Source organism: Pseudomonas sp. BCRC 81390 (assembly GCF_030341915.1).
GTDB lineage: Bacteria > Pseudomonadota > Gammaproteobacteria > Pseudomonadales > Pseudomonadaceae > Aquipseudomonas.
Window position 1 is genome coordinate 282,532 of sequence record NZ_JATAAG010000083.1, and the last position, 23,635, is coordinate 306,166.

Annotated in this window: 20 protein-coding genes; 6 read left to right on the top strand and 14 right to left on the bottom strand. The window is 64.5% G+C overall.

What is annotated here, in order from left to right; all coding sequences use genetic code 11:
- Positions 1–129: 129 nt before the first annotated feature.
- Positions 130–1,227 (bottom strand): sugar diacid recognition domain-containing protein, encoded by a 1,098-nt coding sequence (locus QSV36_RS24460; protein WP_289135467.1) that lies wholly within the window; start codon positions 1,225–1,227, stop codon positions 130–132.
- A 164-nt stretch (positions 1,228–1,391) separates the two neighbouring features.
- Here QSV36_RS24460 and QSV36_RS24465 point away from each other — a divergent pair, with 164 nt between their 5' ends.
- The 3 genes from QSV36_RS24465 to QSV36_RS24475 all read left to right on the top strand — a co-directional run bounded on the left by QSV36_RS24465 (position 1,392) and on the right by QSV36_RS24475 (position 5,557).
- Positions 1,392–2,720, top strand: a complete 1,329-nt coding sequence (locus QSV36_RS24465) for an MFS transporter (RefSeq protein WP_289135469.1) — start codon at positions 1,392–1,394, stop codon at positions 2,718–2,720.
- 234 nt (positions 2,721–2,954) lie between these two features.
- On the top strand, positions 2,955–4,475 hold the full coding sequence (locus tag QSV36_RS24470; RefSeq protein WP_289135471.1) for an FAD-dependent oxidoreductase: 1,521 nt from the start codon (positions 2,955–2,957) through the stop codon (positions 4,473–4,475).
- Positions 4,476–4,546: 71 nt separating this feature from the next.
- On the top strand, positions 4,547–5,557 hold the full coding sequence (locus QSV36_RS24475) for an aldo/keto reductase (protein WP_289135473.1): 1,011 nt from the start codon (positions 4,547–4,549) through the stop codon (positions 5,555–5,557).
- 44 nt (positions 5,558–5,601) lie between these two features.
- On the opposite strand, the gene QSV36_RS24480 is transcribed toward QSV36_RS24475, so the two are convergent.
- The 8 genes from QSV36_RS24480 to hisN form a co-directional block, all read right to left on the bottom strand.
- The gene (locus QSV36_RS24480) at positions 5,602–6,672 is read right to left on the bottom strand and encodes a metal-dependent hydrolase (protein WP_289135475.1); all 1,071 of its coding nucleotides are present in this window, start codon (positions 6,670–6,672) and stop codon (positions 5,602–5,604) included.
- Positions 6,673–6,746: 74 nt separating this feature from the next.
- Entirely contained in the window at positions 6,747–7,508 is a 762-nt protein-coding gene (locus QSV36_RS24485) for a 1,6-dihydroxycyclohexa-2,4-diene-1-carboxylate dehydrogenase (RefSeq protein WP_289135476.1), read from the bottom strand.
- 147 nt (positions 7,509–7,655) lie between these two features.
- The gene (gene benC, locus QSV36_RS24490) at positions 7,656–8,666 is read right to left on the bottom strand and encodes a benzoate 1,2-dioxygenase electron transfer component BenC (RefSeq protein ID WP_289135478.1); all 1,011 of its coding nucleotides are present in this window, start codon (positions 8,664–8,666) and stop codon (positions 7,656–7,658) included.
- 73 nt (positions 8,667–8,739) lie between these two features.
- A complete protein-coding gene (gene benB, locus QSV36_RS24495; protein ID WP_170029966.1) occupies positions 8,740–9,225 on the bottom strand; it encodes a benzoate 1,2-dioxygenase small subunit in 486 nt (161 codons plus the stop codon).
- Positions 9,222–10,580 carry a benzoate 1,2-dioxygenase large subunit gene (gene benA / locus QSV36_RS24500; protein ID WP_289135482.1) on the bottom strand — a complete coding sequence of 453 codons (1,359 nt, stop codon included), beginning with the start codon at positions 10,578–10,580 and terminating at the stop codon, positions 9,222–9,224. Before benA ends, benB begins: the two co-directional genes overlap by 4 nt.
- 113 nt (positions 10,581–10,693) lie before the next feature.
- Complete coding sequence (locus QSV36_RS24505; RefSeq protein ID WP_289135485.1) at positions 10,694–11,650, bottom strand: AraC family transcriptional regulator; 957 nt, start codon at positions 11,648–11,650, stop codon at positions 10,694–10,696.
- A 268-nt stretch (positions 11,651–11,918) separates the two neighbouring features.
- Positions 11,919–12,650, bottom strand: a complete 732-nt coding sequence (locus QSV36_RS24510) for a hypothetical protein (protein WP_289135488.1) — start codon at positions 12,648–12,650, stop codon at positions 11,919–11,921.
- Positions 12,651–12,822: 172 nt separating this feature from the next.
- Positions 12,823–13,614: a histidinol-phosphatase gene (gene hisN, locus QSV36_RS24515; protein WP_289135491.1), complete on the bottom strand. Its 792-nt coding sequence runs from the start codon at positions 13,612–13,614 to the stop codon at positions 12,823–12,825.
- 126 nt (positions 13,615–13,740) lie between these two features.
- On the opposite strand from hisN, the gene QSV36_RS24520 reads away from it, so the two are divergent.
- Both QSV36_RS24520 and QSV36_RS24525 read left to right on the top strand, forming a co-directional pair.
- Positions 13,741–14,631 (top strand): universal stress protein, encoded by an 891-nt coding sequence (locus QSV36_RS24520; RefSeq protein WP_289135493.1) that lies wholly within the window; start codon positions 13,741–13,743, stop codon positions 14,629–14,631.
- A gap of 179 nt (positions 14,632–14,810) precedes the next feature.
- Positions 14,811–16,952, top strand: coding sequence for a TonB-dependent siderophore receptor (locus QSV36_RS24525; RefSeq protein ID WP_289135496.1), 2,142 nt, complete (start codon positions 14,811–14,813; stop codon positions 16,950–16,952).
- Positions 16,953–17,168: 216 nt separating this feature from the next.
- On the opposite strand, the gene QSV36_RS24530 is transcribed toward QSV36_RS24525, so the two are convergent.
- The 4 genes from QSV36_RS24530 to ptrR all read right to left on the bottom strand — a co-directional run bounded on the left by QSV36_RS24530 (position 17,169) and on the right by ptrR (position 20,121).
- Positions 17,169–17,690, bottom strand: a complete 522-nt coding sequence (locus QSV36_RS24530) for an acyloxyacyl hydrolase (protein ID WP_289135499.1) — start codon at positions 17,688–17,690, stop codon at positions 17,169–17,171.
- A 194-nt stretch (positions 17,691–17,884) separates the two neighbouring features.
- Positions 17,885–18,631 (bottom strand): phytanoyl-CoA dioxygenase family protein, encoded by a 747-nt coding sequence (locus tag QSV36_RS24535; protein WP_289135502.1) that lies wholly within the window; start codon positions 18,629–18,631, stop codon positions 17,885–17,887.
- Between the two features lie 54 nt (positions 18,632–18,685).
- Entirely contained in the window at positions 18,686–19,129 is a 444-nt protein-coding gene (locus QSV36_RS24540; RefSeq protein WP_289135505.1) for a carboxypeptidase regulatory-like domain-containing protein, read from the bottom strand.
- A 125-nt stretch (positions 19,130–19,254) separates the two neighbouring features.
- On the bottom strand, positions 19,255–20,121 hold the full coding sequence (gene ptrR / locus QSV36_RS24545; protein ID WP_289135740.1) for a putrescine utilization regulator PtrR: 867 nt from the start codon (positions 20,119–20,121) through the stop codon (positions 19,255–19,257).
- A gap of 107 nt (positions 20,122–20,228) precedes the next feature.
- Here ptrR and QSV36_RS24550 point away from each other — a divergent pair, with 107 nt between their 5' ends.
- Complete coding sequence (locus QSV36_RS24550; protein ID WP_289135508.1) at positions 20,229–21,614, top strand: aldehyde dehydrogenase family protein; 1,386 nt, start codon at positions 20,229–20,231, stop codon at positions 21,612–21,614.
- A 37-nt stretch (positions 21,615–21,651) separates the two neighbouring features.
- Here the strand turns inward: QSV36_RS24550 and QSV36_RS24555 are convergent, their stop codons facing one another.
- The gene (locus QSV36_RS24555) at positions 21,652–23,562 is read right to left on the bottom strand and encodes an ATP-binding protein (RefSeq protein WP_289135511.1); all 1,911 of its coding nucleotides are present in this window, start codon (positions 23,560–23,562) and stop codon (positions 21,652–21,654) included.
- Between the last annotated feature and the right edge of the window lie 73 nt (positions 23,563–23,635).

A 23,635-nucleotide genomic window follows, 5' to 3' on the forward strand; every position in this document is an offset into this window, starting at 1 on the left:
TCCTGATCAGCGGCATGCTGACAGGTGGTCGCCACGCTGGCCTCGGTCGCTTGCACAAAACCAGGGACGCGTTGTTTGGGCAAATGCCTGCGGGCCCGGCGCAGGCTTTTTGCCAGGAGCGGCCAGCGCTCAGTCGGCCGGCAGCAACTGCAAGCCCAGGTACAAGCTGAGCATACCCTCCATGCGCAGCGGGTCCACTTCAGCCAACTCGGCGATGCGCTCCAGGCGGTAGCGCAGGCTGTTGCGGTGGATACCCAGCGCATCGGCACAGGCCTGGCTCTGGCCGTCATGGGCACACCAGGCGCGCAGGGTGGCGAGCAACTGGCCGTTGCCGTCCTTGGCACGGATACGCTGCAACGGCTGCAGCAATTCGTCCAGCGCATCATCGTTGCGGTGCCGCCACAACAGTGCCGGCAACCGGTAGCGTTGCAGGCTGAGCAGGCGCTCGCCAGGCACGACCTCGCGGCCATAGGCCAGCAGGTCACGGACCCGACGGTAGCCCCGGCGCAGTTGCTCCAGGCTTTGTGCGGCGCTGCCCAGGGCCAGACGCTCCACCACCCAGCCATGACGTTCCAGGCGCTCCAGCAGGCGCGGCTCGTCGAGCGGCACCCCGGCGGGGCGGCACCACAGCAACGACTGGCGGGCCGGGCTGACGCACCAGCTGTCCGGGTAGCGGCTGGTCAGCCATGCGGCCAGCGCTTCTCCAGGTGCCCCCGAGGCCAGCTCGAACAGGCAGGGCACACGTGACAGCTGGGGTTTCAGCCCCAGCTGGCGGGCTTCGTCAAGCAGCCGGGGCGAATCGCCGCTGCCGCCAAGCAGCAGCGCCAGCAAGTCGTCGCAGCGCTGCCGCCGCCATTGCTGGTCGGCCTGCAAATGGCGTTGGGCCAGCAACATTTCAGCGGTCATGCGCACCAGCTCGCCGTACGTGCGCAACTGTTGCGGGTCGCCGGTCAGTCCAAGCACGCCCATCAGCCGGCCATCGAGCATCAGCGGCAGGTTCACCCCCGGCTGCACGCCCTTCAGGCATTTGGCCGCGTCAGTATCCAGTTCGACGATGCGGCCGTTGGCCAGCACCAGTTGCGCGCCCTCGTGGCGCGTGTTGATGCGCTCCGGTTCGCCGCTGCCAAGGATCAGACCCTGGCTGTCCATCACATTGACGTTGCACGGCAGGATGGCCATCGCCCGGTCAACGATATCCTGTGCCAGGTCATGGTCGAGTTCGAACATTCAAGGGGTCCTTGCGGTGTTAGGCTTTTGGGCTGGGGCACAGCAGTGCGGCACGAGCACTGTGCAAAAGCACAAAGACAGGCACGCCGCCGTCCCCGAGACTCGTCAGGGCGAGCGCCGGAACAGGCGACGCGGCGACAACCATAACAACAGAGAACCCGATCATGGCATACAGCCCCGCCCCTGACCAAGGCACGGACATTCACCGCAATGCGCTGTACCGGCGCATCACCCTGCGGCTGATTCCGTTCATTTTCATCTGCTACCTGTTCAACTACCTGGACCGCGTCAACGTCGGCTTTGCCAAGCTGCAGATGCTCGACGCGCTGCAATTCAGCGAAACGGTGTACGGCCTTGGCGCCGGCATCTTCTTCATCGGCTACGTGCTCTGCGGCCTGCCGAGCAACCTGGCGCTCAACCGCTTCGGCCCGCGGCGCTGGATCGCGCTGATGATGATTGCCTGGGGCAGCCTCTCCACCTGCCTGCTGTTCGTTTCCACCCCTGCCGAGTTCTACGCCCTGCGCCTGCTGACCGGCGCCGCCGAAGCCGGCTTTTTCCCCGGCGTGGTGCTGTACCTTTCGCGCTGGTTCCCGGGCGCCCGCCGCGGCCGCATCATGGCCCTGTTCATGTCGGCGATCCCGGTATCCGGCCTGCTCGGCGGGCCGTTTTCCGGCTGGATCCTCGAGCACTTCGCGGCCGGCCAGCACGGCCTGGCCGGCTGGCAATGGATGTTCCTGATCCAGGGCCTGCCAACCGTTGCGCTGGGTGTGCTGGCGGTGTTCCTGCTCAGTGATGGCTACCACAAAGCCAGCTGGCTGAGCCCGGCAGAACGCCAACTGATCGCCGCCGACCTGCAGGCCGACGCCGACAACAAGCCGGGCACCACCGGCGACGGTCTGCTCGCCGTGCTGGGCAACCGGTTGATCTGGACCTTCGGCTTCGTCTACTTCTGCATCCAGAGCGGTGTCTACGCGATCAACTTCTGGCTGCCGTCGATCATCAGGAACATGGGCTTCGACAACCCATTGCTGATCGGCTGGCTCAGCGCCATCCCGTACTTGCTGGCCGGGGTGTTCATGATCCTCTGCGGGCGCTCGGCCGACTTGCGCAACGAACGTCGCTGGCACCTGGTGGTACCGATGCTGATGGGCGCCACCGGCCTGCTGATCGCGGTGAACTTCGCCGGCAGCCCGGCCATCGCCATCCTCGGCCTGTCGATCGCCACCATGGGCGCCCTCACCGGCCTGCCGATGTTCTGGCCGATGCCGACCGCGCTGCTCAGCGCCAGTGCAGCCGTTGCCGGCCTGGCGATCATCAACTCGGTGGGGCAGATGGCCGGCTTCCTCAGCCCCTACCTGGTCGGGTTCATCAAGGACCAAACCGGCTCCACCGATGCCGCGCTGTATTCGCTGGCGGCGCTGATCGTGCTCGGTAGCCTGGTGGCCTTGCGCGTTACGCGCGCCGGGGCGTTGAACACAGCGCGGGCCAGTTGAGCTGCCTCGCGGATAAAGCCGCTCCTACACACGGCCGCGATTTGTTGCCGTAGCTGCAGGAGCGGCTTTAGCCGCGATCATCGGCGCAGTCGGTGCCAGCCACCGCGTCGCCTGCTTCGCGGCTAAATCCGCTCCTACCGCCAGCAGTGGCGTGCCCTCTCCGATCGTCAGCTTGGCGCATCCCCGCTCCGGCCCAGGCGTCAAATGGTTGCAAAGGCCCTCAGGAGAACGCCAATGACCCAGCACGCCGTGGCCCGCCTGGCCCAGCTTGACGAACACCGCCCCCTGCGCGTCCAGGCCGGCAGCGAAGAACTCATCCTGATCCGCCAAGGCGACCAGGTGCACGCCTACCAGGCCACCTGCCCCCATGAAGGCGCCCCGCTCGATGAAGGCGTGGTGTGTGGCGGCCTGCTGGTCTGCCCCTGGCACAAGGCCGCGTTCGCGGTTGACGAAGGCGCGCTGTGCGAGCCGCCGGCCTTGGCCGACCTGCGCCGCTACAAGGCCTGGGTCGAAGGCGACCAGGTGTGGGTCGATGACCAGCCCTTGCCTGCCATCGAACCACCCCGGCACAGCGACGCCCGCTGCTTCGTGGTGGTCGGCGCCGGTGCCGCCGGCAGCGCCGCGGTCGCCACCCTGCTGGCGCATGGCTTCGCCGGCCGCCTGGTCTGGATCGACCAGGAACGCCAGCCCGCCTACGACCGTACCTCACTCAGCAAATTCGTGATCGCCGGGCAGATGTCGCCCGACGAAGTACCAGCCCTGCTCGGCGCCGACGTCCTGCGCAAGGGCCGGCTGGAACGCAAGCATGGCAAGGTGCGCATACTGGACAGCGAGAAGCGCCAGCTCACCCTGGCCGACGGCCAGCAGATCGACTATGACGCCTGCCTGCTGGCCACCGGTGGCAAGGCGCAGCGGCCGGAGATACCAGGTGTCGAGCTGCCTGGGGTGTTCACCCTGCGCTCGCGGGAGGATGCCGCGCAGTTGCTTGACGCTGCCGAACCCGGCCAGCCGGCGGTGATCGTCGGCGACGGTTTCATCGGCCTGGAAGCGGCCTCGGCGTTGCGCAAGTATGGCCTGCAGGTGCACCTGGTTACCCGCCATCAGGTGCCCCTGGCCCGCCAGCTGGGCGAGCGTATCGGCCGCAGTATCCGCGAGCTGCATGAGCGCAAAGGGGTCGTCTTCCATGGCCCGACCGAAGTCCAGCGCATCGAAGGCCAAGGCAAGGTCGAAGCCGTGTTGCTGGCAAACGGCGAGCGCTTGCAGACGCCACTGGTACTGCTGGGTACCGGGGTGAGGCCGGCCACTGCGTTCCTGCAGGGTGTGCTGCCGGGCGCCGACAAATCGCTGCAAGTGAATGCCGAAATGCGCGTCGCAGAGGGCCTGTGGGCCGCCGGCGATATCGCCACCTTCCCGCTCGGCGGGCGCCCGGTGCGTATCGAGCACTGGCGCCTGGCCCAGCAGCACGGGGTGATTGCCGCTGCCAACATGCTCGGCGAACAGCGCCGCTACGCCGACGTGCCGTTCTTCTGGACCTACCAGCACGGCCGCACCTATGAGGTATTGGGGCATGCCCGGGACTGGAACCGAATCGAATTCGTCGGCGCGCCGGAGCAAGGCGACTTCATCGCCTTGCAATGTGTCGATGAACAGGTCGAAGCGGTCATTGCCAAAGGTTATTCCGATGCCATGGCGACGCTGTCCCAGCGCATGAAGCGGCCATTGAGCCTGGCGCAGGCCTTGGCCCTGATCGGCTGAGCGGCGCCTTTCAATGCGCCCCGGTTGCGTGTAAAACAAGCAGCTCAGCCGACTGCAAAAGGACCACGCGCATGATCTACCGCCGCCTCGGCCATAGTGGCCTGCAGGTTTCCGCCCTGACCTTGGGCAGCATGATGTTCGGCGAACAGACCCGCACCGAGGACGCCTTGCGCATCATCGACAAGGCCTGGGACCAGGGCATCAACTTCATCGACACCGCCGACGTGTACAACGCCGGGCGCTCGGAAGAAATCGTCGGCGAAGCGGTCGCCCGCCAACGCCAGGACTGGATCGTCGCCAGCAAGGTCGGCTTCGGCCCGGCCGATGGCCTGCCCAACCGCAGCGGGCTGTCGCGCAAGCACATCTTCAATGCCCTGCACGCCACCTTGACGCGCATGGACACGGACTACCTGGACATCTACTACCTGCACCGCGAAGACCATCAGGTGCCGCTGGAAGAAAGCGTGCAGGCCATTGGCGACCTGCTGCGCCAGGGCAAGATCCGCTATTGGGGCGTATCCAACTTCCGCGGCTGGCGGATCGCCGAGGTGTGCCACATTGCCGAGCGCCTGGGCGTCCCCAGGCCGGTGATCAGCCAGCCGCTGTACAACATCGTCAACCGCCAGGCGGAAGCCGAGCAACTGACTGCCGCCGCCGCCCATGGCCTGGGCGTGGTGCCGTACAGCCCGCTGGCGCGTGGCGTGCTCAGCGGCAAGTATGCCCCGGGCGCCGCACCGGCCACTGGCAGCCGTGCCGGGCGTCAGGACAAGCGCATCATGGAAGTGGAGTGGCGCCAGGAGTCGCTGGCCATCGCCCGGCAGATCCAGGCCTATGTGCAGGCCAAGGGCGTAGGCATGGTCGAGTTCGCGATTGCCTGGGTACTGAACAACCGGCTGGTCAGTTCGGCGATCGTCGGGCCGCGGACGGAACAACAGTGGGATACCTATGGCGGCGCCCTGACGGTGCAGATCACTGCCGAGGATGAAGCCTTCATTGACTCGCTGGTAACGCCCGGGCATGCCTCGACGCCCGGGTTCAATGATGTGGCGCATTATGTGAGTGGGCGGTTGGCCCGCAGTTGACTCTCCGGCTTGATCCGGCATGAAACTGCACGCAGCACAGGCCGTCAGCGTTCGGCCGTACCGCCCCCCAGGTAACGGCCGGTCCAGGTAGCCAGCGGCAACGGCGGTTGCTGTTCGACGATACGTCGCCAGATCAGCACCAGGTCATCGCCATTGAACATCGACCCCGGCCCGGCGCCCTGCCACAGCGACGGGACATCGGCAATCCAGCGTCCCAGGCTGTCGCGGTGAGCCATGCTGAAGCGGAACGTATAGTTACCGGGTATCCCCATGCGCAGGTCGGTCACCACCAGTGCGTCGCCGACCCGGTCGTAACGCAGCCAGTCATCGGTGAACCAGCGCAAGCGTTGGTGCAAAGGGTGGTCGGCGAGTGCCCCGGCCAGTTCGAGGTTGCGCGGCAAATGCTGCATTTCCGGAGCTTGCCGGTCGAACAGGCTGCTGATGCCTTCGTAGTAACCGCCATCCGGGGTCTTGGCCAGCACCCGCCAGATGAGGCTGTTGAACGCGATGGGCACCGCACGTACCTCGCTTGCGACAATCCCTTGCTGGTCGAGCGCTGCCTCGAAGCGCTGCTCGGCGGCCATGCGCCCGGCCAGGCCGAAACCCAGGTAGGCGGTGCTGAACAGCAGGGCCAGGCTCAGCCACCGCGTCGCCTTGGCCGTCACCCCCTGGATACTCGCATAGATGACCGCTGCCAGCAGCGGCAGGGTGTAGACCGGGTCGATGATGAATACCGCCGCCCAACTCAGCGGAGTGGTCTGCAACGGCCAGAACAATTGCGTGCCGTAGACCGTGAACGCATCCAGCAATGGGTGGGTGACCAGGACCAGCCAGAATGCCAGGAACAGCCTGGGCAAGGTGTAGCCTTTGCCGGGCCAGCACTTGCCGACCAGCCAGGCCAGCAGCAAGGCCAGCCCGCTAAGCACGAACAACGAATGGGAAAAGCCGCGATGGTAGGTCATCTGCGACACCGGGTCGGCGTAGCGGATGATCACGTCCAGGTCGGGCAGCGTGGCCAGCGCTGCACCATACACTAGCGAACGGCGGCCCTGGATGCGGCCCAGCACGGTACCTTGCAGGGCGGCGCCGAGAACGGCTTGGGTGATGGAGTCCAAAGGTGGCATTCCTGAAGGGTAGGTTTGCGCAAGCTACCCTCATCCAGCCGCGAGGTGCAATTCCCCGCTCGCATTCAGCCGAGGTCGCCGCCGCCCACCGGCAACGTCACGCCGGTGATGTACGAGGCCTCGTCGGAAGCGAGGAACAGAATTGCGCCCACCTGCTCGTCGATGCTGCCGTAGCGGTGCATCAGGCTGCTGTCGAGGGTCTGCTCGACGATCTGCTGGTACCAGCGCTGTTCCTGCTCGGTCTGTTCGGCGCTGTTGCGCGGCACGCGCCGGGGCGGCGCTTCAGTGCCGCCGGGCGCGGTGGCGTTGACGCGGATGCCGCGGCCCGCCGTTTCGAATGCCAGGCAGGCGGTGAGCGCGTTGACGCCGCCCTTGGCCGCCCCGTACGGCACGCGGTTGATGCCCCGGGTGGCGATCGACGAGACATTGACGATGGCGCCGCTGCCACGCTCGAGCATGTACGGCAAGGCGGCGTGGCAGCACCACAGCGTGGGGAACAGCGAGCGGCGCACTTCGGCTTCGATCTGCTCCACCTGGTAGTGCTCGAAAGGCTTGGCCCAGATCGTGCCGCCAACGTTGTTGACCAGGATGTCGAGGCGGCCGAAGGCGGCCACAGCGCTGGCCATCACCTGCGCGCAGTCGGCATGCTGTTCGAGGTCGGCAGTGAGGGTGAGCATGCCCTCGCCGGCCAGTTCGTGGACCAGTTCGGAGCGGTCTACCGCGACCACCTGCGCGCCTTCGGCCTTGAGCCGCCAGCACACGCCACGGCCAATGCCCTGGGCGGCGCCGGTCACCAGGGCGACCTTGCCTTGGAATCTGTTGTTCATCTTGCACATCTCCGCCTGCCCGCAGTCCCTGTGGGGGGCGGGTTTACCCGCGAATGGTCCGACGACCCAAAGCCGCTGTATCTGCTGGCCTCTTCGCGGGTGAACCTGCTCCCACAGGGGGCGGTGTAATGTTCGGAATAAAAGGGATCAGGCCGCCGCCGCGAACTTCTCGTAGTAGAAGTTCGCCGGGGTGATGCCTTGCTCACGCACGTACTGGCTCACCGCCTCGACCATCGGCGGCGGGCCGCACAGGTACACGTCGACATCGCCATCGTTGAGGTGGCGCGGCTCGATGTGCTGGGTCACGTAACCCTTGCGTGGGTATTGGCTGCCAGGGTTGGCCACGCAGGCGCTGAAGGTGAAGTTGGGGATGCGCGCCGCCAAGGCCTGCAGACGGTCGAGCTCGACCAGGTCGAAGTCGTTGGTCACGCCGTAGATCAGGTGCAACGGGTGCTCGCTGCCCTGTTCGGCGATCTTCTCCAGCATTGCCGTGAACGGTGCCAGGCCGGTGCCACCGGCCAGCAACAGCAGCGGGCGCTGGATCGGCCGCAGGTAGAAGCTGCCCAGTGGCCCGGCCAGGGTCATGCTGTCGCCGGCCTTGGCCAGGTTGGTCAGGAAACTGCTCATCAGCCCGCCCGGCACGTTGCGGATCAGGAAGCTGACTTCACCGTCCTTCTGCAGCGAACTGAACGAATACGCGCGACTCTGCTCGCTGCCCGGTACCTTGAGGTTGACGTACTGCCCGGGCAAAAACGCCAGGCGGTTGAGCGCCTCCCCCCTGAGCGACAGGGCGATGGTACTGGCCGACAGCTGGCGCACGTCGCTGATCGCAGCCTCGAAACAGGCGTGCTCGGTCCTGCACAGCTGCGCCGAGGCCGGAATGCGGATCACACAGTCGCTTGCAGCGCGCATCTGGCAGGTCAGCACGTAGCCTTCGGCGATTTCGTCTTCGCTCAGGGCGTCCTCGATGAAGTTGTCGCCCAGCTCGTAACGGCCGGACTCGGCCTTGCACTTGCAAGTACCGCAGGCGCCGTCGCGACAGTCCAGTGGAATGTTGATGCCCTGACGGTAGGCAGCGTCGGCCACGCTTTCATGGCCGCTGGCTTCGATGAAGCGGGTTACCCCGTCTTCGAAATTCAATGCGATCTGGTAGCTCATGTTGCACCTCGCGGGGCGAGCCGGGCCACGGCGCATCGCAGGACGCACCGGGCAGCACTGGCAAAACCCTGGTTCAGATGTGGTAGATGTCGATGACCTGGCGCACGTAGTCGTTCTTCAGCACCACCTTCTTGGCCTTGATCAGCGGCTGCTCGCCGCGCAGGTCGAGGGTGTAGAAACTGCTGCCGAAGTAGCTGTCGGTGGTCTTGTAGCGGAAGCTCAGGGTGTGCCAGTTGAAGCGCACCTGGCACAGCCCGTCAGCCTGCCCGACGATCTCGATGTTGCTGATGTTGTGCGAGGTGCGGGTGTCGGGCACGGTCGCGCTGGAACGCTCGGTCTTGATCCGGAACACGCGGTCTTCCAGGCCGCCGCGGTTGCCGTACCAGATCAGCGAGATTTCGCTTTGCGGGTCCTCGGTCAGGGTGTCGTCATCGTCCCAGCTCGGCATCCAGAAGGTGGCATCGCTGGCGTAAAGCTCCAGCCACTGGTCCCATTGCGCGTCGTCCAGGTAGCGCGCCTCGCGGTAGAGGAAGTCGCGCACGGTGTCATACAGGCTCATTGCACGGCCTCCACGGGGATCAGTTGCTGTTCGTCCTTCAGGGCCTGGATCATGCTGTCCTGCCAGTACTTGTGCTGCAGCACGAACAAGCCTTCGTCCTCGGTGCGCACGCCAGACAACAGCGGCTTGAGCTCGATCTGCCTGGCCGCCTCGTCGGCGCCTTGCACCCAGTGCGCAGCCCCGCGGGACATGTCGTTCCAGCCGCTGCCGCCGCCGTAGCCGGTCTGGCACGAGCGGAACTCTTCGAGGTCGTCCGGGGTGGCCATGCCGCTGACGTTGAAGAAATCTTCGTACTGGCGAATGCGCTTGGCGCGGGCATCGGCGCTCTCGCCTTTCGGCGCGATGCAATAGATGGTGATTTCGGTCTTGTTCACCGAAATCGGCCGGGCGATGCGGATCTGCGAGCTGAACTGGTCCATCAGGTACACGTTCGGGTACAGGCACAGGTTGCGCGAGTTCTCGATCATCCAGTCGGCACGCGCCTGGCCGAAGTCGGCCGCCAGCTGCTCACGGCGCTCGTAGGCCGGGCGGTCTTCGGGGTTGGCCCAGCGCGTCCACAGCAGCAGGTGGCCGTGGTCGAAGGAGTAGAAACCACCGCCCTGCTTGGCCCAGGCCCCGGCGCTCATGGTCTTGATCTCCTCGCCCGCCTCTCGCTGCTTGCGCTGGTTCTGGGTGGCGGCGTAGTTCCAGTGTACGGAACTGACGTGGTAACCGTCGGCACCGTTTTCGGCAGTGAGCTTCCAGTTACCTTCGTAGATATAGGAACTGGCCCCACGCAGCACTTCCAGGCCTTCTGGCGACTGGTCGACAATCATGTCGATGATTTTCGCCGACTCGCCGAGGTGTTCGACCAGCGGTTTGACGTCGGCTTTCAGGCTGCCGAACAGAAAGCCCCGGTACGACTCGAAGCGCGCCACCCTGGTCAGGTCGTGGGAACCGTCGCAGTTGAAGCTGTCGGGGTAGCCGGCATTGCCGGGGTCCTTCACTTTCAGCAGTTTGCCGCTGTTGTTGAACGTCCAGCCGTGGAACGGGCAGGTGTAGCTGGAGCGGTTGCCGCGCTTGTGTCGACAGAGCATGGCGCCACGGTGGCTGCAGGCGTTGAGGAAAGCATTCAGCTCACCGTCCTTGTTGCGCGCGATGAAGATCGGCTGGCGCCCCATGGTCAGGGTGAGAAAGTCGTTGTTCTCGGGAATCTGGCTTTCGTGGGCCAGGTAGATCCAGTTGCCCTCGAAGATGTGTTTCATCTCCAGGTCGAACAGGCGTGGGTCGGTGAACATCTCGCGCTTGCAGCGGTAGATGCCCTTTTCACGGTCATCCTCGAGCAAGGCATTGAGGTAGTCGAATCCCAGGGACATGGCCAGGGTCTCCCTTGTTATTGTCTGGACCTAGTCAGGTTAGGGATTGGTAGGCGGCAGCAATATCCGCTTTGTGCGCGGTGCTATCCGTTTTGTGCAGGTGGTGGGTGTGTTCAGCGCCGGTTGCGCAAGGTTTCCGATGGCAGCTCGCCGAACTGCTGCCGATACACCTCGGAAAACCGCCCCAGGTGCAGGAAGCCATAGTCCATGGCCAGTTCGGTCACGCTGCGCACTGAGCAACTGGCGTCGCCCAGGCAGGCATGCACCTGCGCCAGCTTGCGTTGGCGTACATACTGCTTGGGCGTGGTGCCCAGCTGCCGGTCGAACAATGCATACAACGAGCGCAGGCTCATGCATGCCTGCTCTGCCAATGCTTCGGCGGAAAGCTCGAGCTTCAGGTTGCGTTCGATGTGGTCGAGGATCCGTTCCAGGCTTGCACCGGGGGAACCCAGGCTCTCGCGGCGGATATTGGTACTCATCAGCGTCAATAGCTTGCTGGCGACGATCTGGCTGTAATGGCCTTGCACCCTTGGCAGCGAACCACTGGCTTCCGCTTCATGGCAGACCATTGCCAGCAGGTTGACGAAACCGTCCAGCTCCTCCAGCCGGTAGTGGTTGCGCAGGAAGCGCACGCCGCCATCTGGCCGCTGCCAGCGCTGTTCGTCACAGATCGATTCGAGCAGCCGGGTCGGCACCTTGAGGATGAATTTTTCGCAGTCTTCCGAATAGGTCAGGTCGACCGGGTCATCCGGGTTGATCAGCAGCAACTCGCCCGGCGCCAGGTGCTGCTCATGCTTGGGCCCGCGCCACAGGCAGTTGCCATTGATCAGTACCTGCAGGTGATAGATGGTTTCCAGCGCTGGCGAGGTGACCCGCACACTGCCGCCGTAGCTGATGCGGCACAAGTCGAGTTCGGCAAACTTGCGGTGGCTGAGGCTGGCCTGCGGATGGGTGGTGCGGGACAGACCGATGCAATGCTGGCCTACATGCTGGTTGACATAATCGGACACAGCATAGGGGTCGGCGTGATGAAACACGCTACTGCGCTCGCTCAGCAGGCGGCTTTCCATAGGCAAGGCACTCGGTATCGTTGTTGTTCTGGTCGCCGCTTCCTACGGCCCGGTGGGCTGTGGTTGCGGTCGTCACGGTCAGTCTATCGAGCCGGCTGGCGCAGGCGCGGGGCAAGCGACAACCGGTGCATGGGCCCACTTAAGCAAATTGGCCGGGGGTGGGCAACGCAGCTGCGCGAATGACGGGCGGATAGCGCACAGCTCGTTGCCGCAGGCGTTCGATTATCGAACGGTATTTCCGTGTAGCGGCTGCTCGCCTCTGCTGCATTCACTGCACAGGCAAGAAGTTCATCAACAACAGGCTCTGCGCATAATTCAGACCAATCCGCCGATACCGCTCGTCCAGCAACTCGGCGAGCAAATCCAGGCGTGCCACGATCTTGCCGAACTCCACGGCGAAACTGAGGTTGCTGCCGTCTTCGGAGATTTCATTGGAGAACAGCAGCAGTTCGCCGTTGGCATCCTGCCGCTGGCTCAGCATCCAGGTAGCCTTTTCGATATTGCGTGCAGCGTTGTTGACGAACAGCGGGTCGATGGTATCGGTCATGTAGAACTCGGTACGCCCGCCATGCGCCGTGATCAGCATGCTGCCAATCGCGTAGATGAACGCGCCTACCCGGTCGCCGCGAAACTCCGGGCTCAGGGCATAGCTCAAGGCCGCCAGGTCACGGCGCTGGCCCAGTTGCGGCAGCGGCTGGCGTTGTTCGATGGCGATGCGGATCTGCCGCTCGGCAGTGGCCGCGTCCACGTAGCCGGACAGTTTCCACTGGCTGGGGTTGCGCAGGTACAGCTTGTTCATCAGCAGGTACAAGCTCTGCAGGTTATCGCGCATGGACAGCGTGGCCATGCGGTCGACGCTGGTCTGGAACAGCTCGCTGGGCTTGCCTTTGCCGAACTGGTCGAGCATGTCGCGGCCTTGTTCCTGGGTGCAGGCGCACAGGCAGCTGAAGGCGCCAACCAGCAGCAGGCGCGAGAGGATTTTGGGACTGCTTGCAACCATCGGCACCGGGTCGATATTCAGCGGCTGTACCGGGGATCGGCACAGCCTGGCCAAGCATAGAGCCCGGAAACGGGAAAAAGTGCAGTGCCTGGGGAGCTAGCGAGCCTCCACCCCTACAATCCGTGGACAATGTGCAGTCCCCGCGACAAGGCCTGCACAAGCAGCACGCCGCTCACATGGCATTGCGTAACATCTTCACCATCTGCGCATGCAGCGCAGGGTCACCGCAAGCCACCACGCAGCCACCATTCTGCGCGCTGCTGCCATCCCATGCGGTGATCACCCCACCCGCCCCTGCGATGATCGGCATCAGCGCCTGGACGTCATACGGCTGCAGGCTGGCCTCGACGATCACGTCGACAAACCCGCTGGCCAGCATGCAATAGGCATAGCAATCGCCGCCGTAGCGCATCAGCCGCGCCTTGCCGGCAACCGCCTCGAATGCAGCCTTGCGTTCAGCGGTATCGAACATGTCCGGGGTAGTGCACATCAGCGTGGCCGAGGCCAGGTCACTGCAGGCGCGGGTCTTCAGTGGCGTACCGTTGCGCCAGGCGCCTTCCGGCGTGCCGACGAAACGCTCCCCGGTGAATGGCTGGTTCATCACCCCTACCACCGGCTGCGTGCCGTCGTTAAGGGCAATCAGTGTGCCCCACAGCGGCAGGCCGGTGATGAAGGCGCGGGTGCCGTCGATCGGGTCGAGCACCCAGGTCAGCGGGCAGCTGCCGACCGCCACCCCGGCCTCCTCGCCGAGAATGCCATGCTCGGGGTAATGCGCCTGAATCAGCGCGCGCATGGCATCTTCGGCCGCCTTGTCGGCCACGGTCACCGGGTCGTACAAACGCCCGCCCTTGTCCTCGACAGCCAGGCTGGCGCGAAAGTAGGGCTTGATCGCTTCAGCGGCAGCATCGGCCAACTGCTCGGCAAAGGCGCGGTACTCGCCGATCTGTGCAGCACTCAGGGACATGGGACGGGCCTCGTGACAAAGATGGGGCACGCATCATACCCGACCCATCGCCCCGCTGTACGCTGCACCGGTCTAGACTGAACATGACCAGATCAACCGGGGGGCTGCCACACGTGGAGGTGTGCGATGAGCCAGTTCAAGCGTCTGTTCGTCATGCTCGGCCCGCAGATGCGTCACACGCCGGCGCTGCAGCGCGCGGCGGCGTTGGCGGAATCCAACGGGGCCCTGCTGGACATCAATGTGTTCGTCGACGATGTCGACACGTTCGGCCTGATGAGCGATAGCCGCGAACGCGAACGGCTGCTCAGCGACAACCGCCAATGGCTGGCGGACGAAGCCGAACAACTGGCCAATGCCGGCCTGGATGTGTCCACCGAGCTGCTGCTGACCCGTGACCCGCTGAGCAGTGTGCTGGAACGGGTCGAACGCCTGGGCTGCGACCTGCTGATCAAGGACGTGCAGCACGAACCGGTGCTCAAGCGCCTGCTGGTGACGCCACTGGACTGGCAGCTGCTCAAGGACAGCCCGGTGGCCGTGCACCTGGTCAGCGATATCCGCCTGCCCCTGCCCCGGCAGATCGCTGCTGCAGTGGACCTGAACAGCCACGGCCCCGGCGAGCACCTGGACCAGCAGGTGATCCACAGTGCCCATGCGCTGGCCCTGCAGTGCAACGCCGAGCTGCACCTGCTGCATGTGTGCGATGCGGCGAAGGCCCACATTGCCGACTTCGGCGCCGGCACGGTCACCATGCCCGGCTTCGACAGCAGCCTGCGGGCCGCCCAGCACGCGGCGTTCAACCGCCTGGGCGACCACCATCAGATCCCGCTGGAGCGTCGGCACTTTCTGGAAGGCCCTGCGATCAAGGCGATTGCCCAGTTCGTCGGCCATAACCGGGCAGATGTGATCGTGATGGGTAGCCACCGGCACGACGCCCTGCAGACCTTCCTGGGCGGGACCACCGCGCATGTCCTGGAACATCCGCTGTGCAATGTGCTGGCGATCAAGGCGCTTCGTTGAATGTGGGTCTCGCTGGCCTGTTCGCGAGCGTGCCCGCGAACAGGCCCGCTCCGAATCGCCTGCTTGGTATCTGGTACAACAGTGCCACATAAAAATAATGCATTTGATAATGATTCGTAGTAGTTTTGCGCCGCTCCAGCCCCTTACCTTCAGCGCTCTACTTCAGGATCGTCCCGTCGATGCGTCGCACGTTCGTTTCGCTTTGTGTGCTTCATGCCGTCTCCCCGTTGGCCTTTGCCGAGCCAGAATCGCTCGCCACGCCCTCCCAGATCGAACTGCAGGCCCTGAGCATTACCAGCAGCGCCGACAGTGAACGTGCCGATGGCCCGGTGGACGGCTACAAGGCCACCCGCTCGGCCAGCGCCACCCGCACCGACACCGCGCTGCATGAAACCCCGCAATCGGTCAGCGTGGTGCCCAAGGACGTTCTGCAAGACACGGGCGCCACGCGCCTGCAGGACGGCCTTGACTACGCCGGCGGCGTCGGCCGCGCCAACAACTTTGGTGGCCAGGGCCTGACCACCTTCACCGTGCGCGGCTTTACCAGCGGCGAGTTCTACCGCAACGGCTTCCCGATCAACCGCGGTTACCCCAACGCCCCGGACGCCAACACCGTCGAGCGCCTGGAGGTGCTCCGTGGCCCGGCCAGCAGCCTGTATGGCCGCGGTGACCCCGGCGGCACTTTCAACGTGGTCAGCAAGCAGCCGCTGCCAGAGTCGAAGGTTACCCTGGGCAGCCAGTTCGATGACCAGGGCATGCACCGTGCCACCCTGGACGCTACGGGGCCGCTGAACCAGGATGGCTCGCTGGCCTACCGCCTGAACCTGCTGGGTGAAGGCGGCGACAGCTTCCGCGACGACGTGGAAAGCGAGCGCTACGACGTGGCGCCGGTGCTCAGTTGGCAGGTCAACGACAGCACCAAGGTCGTCTTCGAGGGCGACTTCATGCGCAACAATCACCCGCTGGACCGTGGCCTGACCCGCCTGCCCGGCCAGCTCGGCACAGCCTCGCGCGACACCAACATCTGGGAGAAAGGCAGCGACAACCTGCTGCACAACGACAACAACATGGCCCAGTTGCGCTTCGAGCACCTGCTCAATGACAACTGGACGCTGGGCGGCGGCATGCAGTGGCTCGACGGCTCGCTCAAGGGCAACGCCGTGGAGGCCAACACCTTGCAGGCCGACGGTCGTACACTGGGGCGCAACTTCAACTACCGCAAACTGGAGTGGACCGACCGCGACTACCAACTCAACCTCACGGGCCACTTCGACACTGGCGGCTTCAGCCATACCCTGCTGACGGGTATCGAATACGAAGACTACGACTACAACTCGATCATTCAGCGCTCCGCCAGTGGTGCCGGCGCCTATCCGATCGACCTCTTCGACCCGGTACTGGGCCAGCCCCGCCCGGCTCTGACCCGCATCTCCACCCACGACAAGGAAAACCTCAAGACCTGGGCTGCATTCATCCAGGACCAGGTGGCCCTCACCGAGCGGCTGAAAGTGCTGGCCGGGGTTCGCTTCGAACGTTTCGAGCATGATTACGACGACAAGCTGCCGGCGAACCGCGACTTCAGCAAGGCCGAAAACGGCGTCACGCCGCGCTTCGGCGCGATCTACGATCTGACAGATACCGTTGCGGTCTACGCCAACACCGCCCGTTCGTTCAAACCCAACACTGGCACACCTGCCGGCAGCGGCAGCGGTGGTTTCAACCCGGAAAAAGGCAAGTCCTACGAGCTGGGTGTGAAATGGGAGGCACTCGATCGCCAACTGAGCGTCGACGCGGCGATCTACCACATCGTCAAGGAAAACGTACTGGCCAACGACCCGAACGACCCCACCGGTACCTACAAGGTCGCCGCCGGCGAAGTACGCAGCCGTGGCCTGGATATCAACATCGCCGGCAACCTCACCCCGGAATGGCGCATGATCGGGGGCTATGCCTACGTTGACGCCGAAGTGACCGAGGACACGACGTTGCCCAAGGGCACCCACCTGGCCAATATCCCGCGCAACAGCTTCAGCCTGCTGAACACCTACGAGTTTCAGGATGGCCTGGCCAAGGGACTGGGTGTGGGCGTCGGCGTGAAGTACGTGGATGACCGGGCCGGGCAGACGGCGGCCAGTACCTACACCATGGAAAGCTACAGCGTGGTCGACCTGTTGAGCTTCTACAAGGTCAACGAACACGTGCGCTTGAACCTGGACGTGAAGAACCTGTTCAACAAAGGCTATGACGAGGGAGCGTTCAACAACTACGTCTATCCGGGGGCGCCGCGCACGGTGCAGGCCGGGGTTTCGTATACCTTCTGACAGTTCCCGGGGCTGCCTTGCAGCCCATCGCGACACAAGGCCGCTACAGGTACCGCGTCAAATCGAAGCCGGTGCAGCCACCCATGCAGAAGCGGATTTATCCACGAAGCAGGCGACGTGGCTGGCACCGGCTGCGCCGGTGATCGCGGCTGAGGCCGCTGACAGGAAGCGCGGCGGCCTTGTGTCACGATGGGCCGCGAAGCGGCCCGCGGGGTCTCAGAAGCCTTTGCTGTAGAACAGCGAGTACGACTCGATCCCGTCGTTAGGCTGCTTGAGCCCGGCATTGGAGTAGTGCATCGCGCGGATCCCGACCTTCTGCTCCCCCGGCAACTTAAGGCCAAAGCCGATGCGGTCTTCGAAGTTGAGCGACGAGCCCAGGCGCTGATCGCCCACGTCGGTCTTGGAAAACGCCGCCAGGCCGATACCGGCCTCGATGTACGGGGTGTAGCTGAAACCGCTGAATTCATAGGTGAATACCGGGCTGAGCGACAGCGAATGGGCGCCACTGGCTTCACCGCCCTCCCAGTAGGTGTAGGCGGCATCCCAATAGCCGCTCACGTAGCCGGTGCTGCTTTCCAGCCATTTCTTGTCCCAGTCGAACGACAGCCCGATACGGTAGGTCATGTCGCCTTGGCCGGTGGCGCCAATGGCGCCGGACACCTGCGCTGCCTGGGCCAGATTGGCCCCGGCAAACGCCAGCACTGCAGCGGCCAGCGAAGCTGCTAGGCGGGTTTTCATCAATGACTTCTCCTGATGGTCATACAACAAGCGGGGGCTTGTGCCCCTCGATATTCTGGGTGACCGCTACCTGAGCACCGGTCACATGAAGTAATACTTTCCTGATTATTGTCCAGATAATCAGAAAGTTGAAAGTGTATTGCCACTATTGGCTAATTCCTTCGATCCGTATCGGGCATGCCGGGCCTGGCGCCTCAGTCGTATTCCGCTTCGGCATGCTCACCCAGCAGGCGGCGCTGCCGGGGCGTTGCCGCCTCCAGCACCTGCGGGTTGAAGCGCCAGTTCAGGTAGGGTGAAAACTTCTGCGCCACCATGCGTCGGCCGTAGTGCACCTGCAGCATGTCGCGCTCACATGCATGGCTGCAATTGGCCCCGCCGCTGTGCCAGACATCACTGCGAAACACCAGCGCATCCCCTGCCCTGCATAGCACCGGCTCGGCCTTGCGACCCTGCCACTGGTCCTCGCCAGCCTGCGGCGGCCGCGCCGCGCGGTGGCTGCCGGGCACGATCCAGGTCGGCCCGATCGCCTGGTCGATGTCGCTGAGGTACAGCTGCGCCGTCAGGATCTGCACGGGTTGCACGAAGTCGCCGCGTTCGCTGAGCCAGTCGGGCAACTGCATGGGCAGGTGGTCCAGGTGCAAGGCGATGCCGGGGTAGCCCGGGTGGCTGCGCCATGCGGTCTGCCCGATCACATGGCAGTCAGCGCCCAGTGCCGCCTCGGCCAGGGCGATCAGCGCTGGCAGGTCGAGAAACGGCAACCACAACGGGTTGCGGTTGAACACGCACTTGTAGTGTTCCAGCAGCCCCTGGTAGTCCCAGTGGATCGGCTGCAAGTCATCGATGGCACAGCGCAACAAGGCGATGCGCAAGGGGTCGAGCACCGCGGGCAGCAGTACATAGCCCTGCTCGTCCAACGTTTGCAGTTGCTGCTCCAGGCTCATGACAATGTGCCTCCTGCAGGCGGGAGTACAACTGTACTCCCGCCGCGTGCATCATCAACGCCAGTTCAGGTTGACGGTCGCCGGTGACTTGCCGTTGACCGTCACCACCTGTTGCACCGTCTCGCCCTGGGCGTTGCCAGTGACTTTGTATTTGCCCGGCGGCAACTGTACGTACAGCAGCGGCCCGGCATCTGGGATGCTGAGCACAGGCTGCCCCTGAGCATTCTGGATATCCACGTTGGCACCGCTCTGGAACTTGCCTTCCGGGCCGGTCGAGAGTTCGACGTGGAGGTCATAGCCCGGGGTCTGGCGCAGGGCATTGGCCTCGTCCTGGCCAATGCCGCCTTGCAGGTAGCGTACGCCATTCTGCTCCTGTGGCTGCAACTGCACGGCCTGCATGTCGATCGGGGCATTCAGGTCGGCGGCGGCCGCCAGGGTCCAGGGCAGCGCCAGGGCGACCAGTAGTGCCGCGCCCAGGGCATAGTGATGATTACGCATGGTACGACCCTCCGTTCGAGGATGGCTTACCTATTATCTGATCCTCCTGAACAGACAGTGTTCGTGCAGACGCGTGGTCGCCTGCATGAAATTCGCTTTAATGCGCAGTTTTTCCCGCTTGGACATCAGCTTGTGCGGCGTTCTTCAAGTAATTTCACGAACATGCTCAGACTGCGCGACACCGTACCCCGTCGCCACACCAGCCAGGTTTTCAGGTAGCGGAAGTCCTCCGACATCGGCCAGGCACTGACCGTGCTGCACCCGGGCATGTTGTCGAGCATGCTGCGTGGCATCATGGCCAGGCCGGCGCCAGCACTGACGCAGGCCAGCATGCCGTGGTACGACTCCATTTCGTGGATCTTGCCTGGCACCGCCTGGTCCTGGACGAACCAGTTCTCGAAGTGGTGGCGGTACGAACAGTTGGCGCGGAAGGCATAGATGTTCTCGCCATTGACGTCCCGGGCGCGGGTTACCGGGGCATGGTTGAGCGGTGCAATGACCATCATCTCTTCCTCGAATACCGGCATGCCCTCCAGTGTCGGGTGCAGCACCGGCCCGTCGACGAATGCCGCCACCAGGCGCCCGGACAGCACGCCCTCGAGCATGGTCCCGGATGGCCCGGTAGAGAGGTCCAGGTCGACCTTGGGGTAGCGCTGGTTGTACGCCGCCAGCAAGGCCGGGATGCGCACTGCCGCCGTGCTTTCCAGCGACCCCAGGGCGAAGGTGCCTTGCGGGTCCTCGCCGGCCACCGTCAGGCGCGCCTCGTGAACCAGGTCGAGGATACGCCGGGTGTATTCGAGGAAGTTCCAGCCTGCCGGGGACAGGCGCAGGCGGCTCTTTTCACGAATGAACAGTTCTACGCCAAGGTCTTCCTCCAGCTGCTTGATGCGTGTAGTCAGGTTCGACGGCACCCGATGGATGTGCTGCGCGGCGGCGCTGATGCTGCCCTGCTCGGCGACCGCCTTGAAGATTTCCAGTTGCACCAGGTCCACAGCCATTCTCCAAACGTGAATGTTTCGCTCATTATTATTCAGTTTTCATTAAAGCCCTAGCCCACTAGTCTGGCGACTCGGATCAACGACAACGAGAGTGTCCCGCCATGAGCGCGATCAGCAGCCTGACCCACGCCATCTCCCTCGACCCGTACAGCGGTGAGCAGATCGGCGCCTACCCGTTCGACACCGACGCCGCACTGGAAGCGGCGCTGCAACGTGCCAAGGTTGGCTTCCGCCAGTGGCGCCAGGTGTCGCTGGGTCAGCGCAGCGAGTACTTGCTGGCGCTGGCCGGCACGCTCGAAACCAAGGCCGAAGCCTTCGCGCAGATGATCAGCCGCGAAATTGGCAAGCCGGTCGCCCAGGCCCGTGGCGAGGTCAGCAAATGCGTCGGCCTGTGCCGCTGGTACGCCGAGCACGGCCCGGCGATGCTCGCTGCCGAGCCGACCCAGGTGGAAAAGGCCCGCATCGAATACCGCCCGCTGGGCCCGATCCTGGCGGTGATGCCGTGGAATTTCCCGGTATGGCAGGTGCTGCGCGGTGCCGTGCCGGCGATCCTGGCTGGCAATACCTACGTGCTCAAGCATGCCCCGAACGTGATGGGCAGCGCTTACCTGTTGGCCGAGCTGTTCAAGGATGCCGGCCTGCCAGAAGGCGTGTTCGAGGTGCTGAACGTGACCCCGGACGGTGTCACCCGGGCCATCAACGACCCGCGCATCGCCGCCGTGACCCTGACTGGCAGCGTGCGGGCCGGCATGGCCATTGGTGCGCAGGCTGGCGCGGCGCTGAAGAAGTGTGTGCTGGAACTGGGCGGTTCCGACCCGTTCATCGTGTTGGCCGACGCCGACCTGGATGCCGCCGTGAAGGCGGCGGTGATCGGCCGCTACCAGAACACCGGCCAGGTCTGTGCAGCGGCCAAGCGCCTGATCGTCGAAGCCAGCGTCGTGGAGGAATTCACCCGCAGGTTCGTCGCCGCCACGCGTGAGCTGAAACTGGGCAACCCGCTGGAAGACGACACCTACATCGGCCCGATGGCCCGTTTCGACCTGCGTGACGAGCTGGATGGCCAGGTCCAGGCGAGCCTCGCCGAAGGCGCTATCCTGCTGCTGGGCGGGCACAAGGTCGACGGTGTGGCCAACTTCTATGCGCCGACCGTGCTGGCCGACGTTACCCCGGACATGACGGCGTTCCGCCAGGAGCTGTTCGGGCCGGTGGCGGCGATCATCAGCGCCCGTGATGCGGACCATGCGGTGGAGCTGGCCAACGACAGCGACTTCGGCCTGGCCTCGACCATCTATACCGCCGACTACGCGTTGGCCGAGCGCATGACCGCAGCCCTGGATACCGGTGGCGTGTTCATCAACGGTTACTGCGCTTCCGACCCCCGCGTGGCGTTCGGCGGGGTGAAGAAGAGCGGCTTCGGGCGCGAGCTGTCGCACTTTGGTGTGCGTGAGTTCACCAATGCGCAAACGGTCTGGCTGGATCGTAATTGATCTGATGCCCTGGGGCTGCAAAGCAGCCCCATCTAGCTCAATCCCGAACCTGGTCCTTGACCCAGTCCAGCATTCCCCCCGGCACGATCAGTTCATGCCGCGCCCGCGAACAGGCGGTGTACAACCCGGCCAGCATCCGCGCGCGCTCGTTGCGGTTCCCTGCCACCTGCGGCGCCACCATCAGTTCCGGCGATACCATGACCCGGGCAAACTCCATGTTCTTCACATCCCGCACCCGCCCCAGGAACAGCTTGGGCGCCTTGTCCCAGCGGTAACGGCTCTTGGCCCTGGCAAAGTGCTCGGGGGTGTAGCCCTTGCGCAGCATGTTGGCCACGGCAACGAATGCCTTGTCATCGCCCTTGTCCTGCTCCAGCGCTTGCCAACTGGCATAACGGAACAGCATCGGGTGACGGGGCCGGGTGCCATGGCGATACAGTTCGATGCAGTCCTCGACGAACAGCTCGAAGTCCTTGCGCGCGCTTTTCAGCAGCACGAACGGCACGTTCAGGTGCGTCAGGCGCTGGAACCAGCCGAACAGGCCCCACTCGTCGTCGACGATCAGTGCGGTGGGCTGTTCCGGAACGCTGACCGTGTCGAAGAAGCTGACCCGGGTGTAATGCTCGGCGCTGCCGCTGAAGGCCCCCTGGATCGCCGCCGGATGTGCCTGGATCAGTGGGTTGAGCACCTTGTCCATGGCCGGCCCGGCGCGCAGTGAGCGGTCGATGCAGCGCTGGCGAATGAAGCTGCCATGGTGCGGGCTGAGGCCGTTGAGGTTCTGCAACTCGTCACCCAGGGCAATGATCGATTGCGGGCTGCGGTCGAGCACGGCGAGCATCGGCGCCGACAGTTCGTGGGCCTCGTCGACGATGACGTGGGTGTAGCGGCTGTCGATCACGTCAGCAGTCAATGACAACAGTTTGACCCGGTGGTAGTCGCGTACCGGCAACTGGATTTCCCGGGCGGACGGGCGAATCAGCTCCTGCCAGTACAACCGTGCCTTTTCCAGCAGCACTTCTTGATCCAGCGGCGTGGTGCCCGGCCCGGCCCACGGCAGATGGTGCAGCTGCAGTTGGCTATCGGCGCTGTGGCAGAAGGTCCGCACCGCGCGAATGCACAACGCCACCACCTGGCGGGCAGCAAGCGGGCCGATGTCGGGAATGCCCAGCCAGCGCACCACCTGCGCCTCCTGCGGGCGCCACGACAGCTTGGTGCGGTAGGGGTCGCGCAGGCGCCAACCGTTGCTGGTAAGGTCGCGGTTGAGCAGCTCGTCGGCCAGTTGGCCGAAGGTCAGCGCCGTATAGGCCGCCGCGTCCTTGACCCGTGCCTGCAAGGCGCGCAACTGGCCTTCGGTCAATGCCAGCAGCAGCGTGCGCTGGGGGTCGAGCAGGCGGGCGAACTGATGAATCAGGAAGGTCTTGCCGGTACCGGCGAAACCCTGCACGGCCACCGATTCGTCGATGCCACTGAGAAACTCGCGCAGCAGCCGGTGCTGCTGGTCGCTGAGCATCAGGTCGCTGGCCAGCGCGGGCAGGTATACCGGGTGCAGCGGTGTTGCGCGCTGGCGGTAGCTGTCGGCGAACCGGAAGTTCCACTGGCCTTCGCCGTCCAGCAGCTCGTCGGCCTGGTACGCCACCTCGCTGGACAACAGGGCGATGCCGTTTTCACCGAGCATGCCCAGGCCCATCGCGAAGGCCTCACGGTCGAAGTGTTGCGCCACCTGGCCCTGGAAACGCCCGGGTGCGGCGCTCTCGACCTCGTTGGCGATGCGCACGATTTCAGCGAAACGGCGCTCCTGTACGTCCGCCGAGGCCGCGGCGGGCTGGCGCGGCAGGTTTTGCACGAACAGCACGGTCGCGGCTTCCAGCAGGCTGGCGGTACTGAAGAACGCGGTAGCGGGCTCGCTGGCGAGGCGGTCGGCCTGGTCGCTGGGCAAAGGCAGGTAGAACATCGGCACCTCGGGTGGAAACAGGCCGGCACGATAGCAATTTTTGCCTGGCGATGCAGGGTTCAGTGCTGCTGGG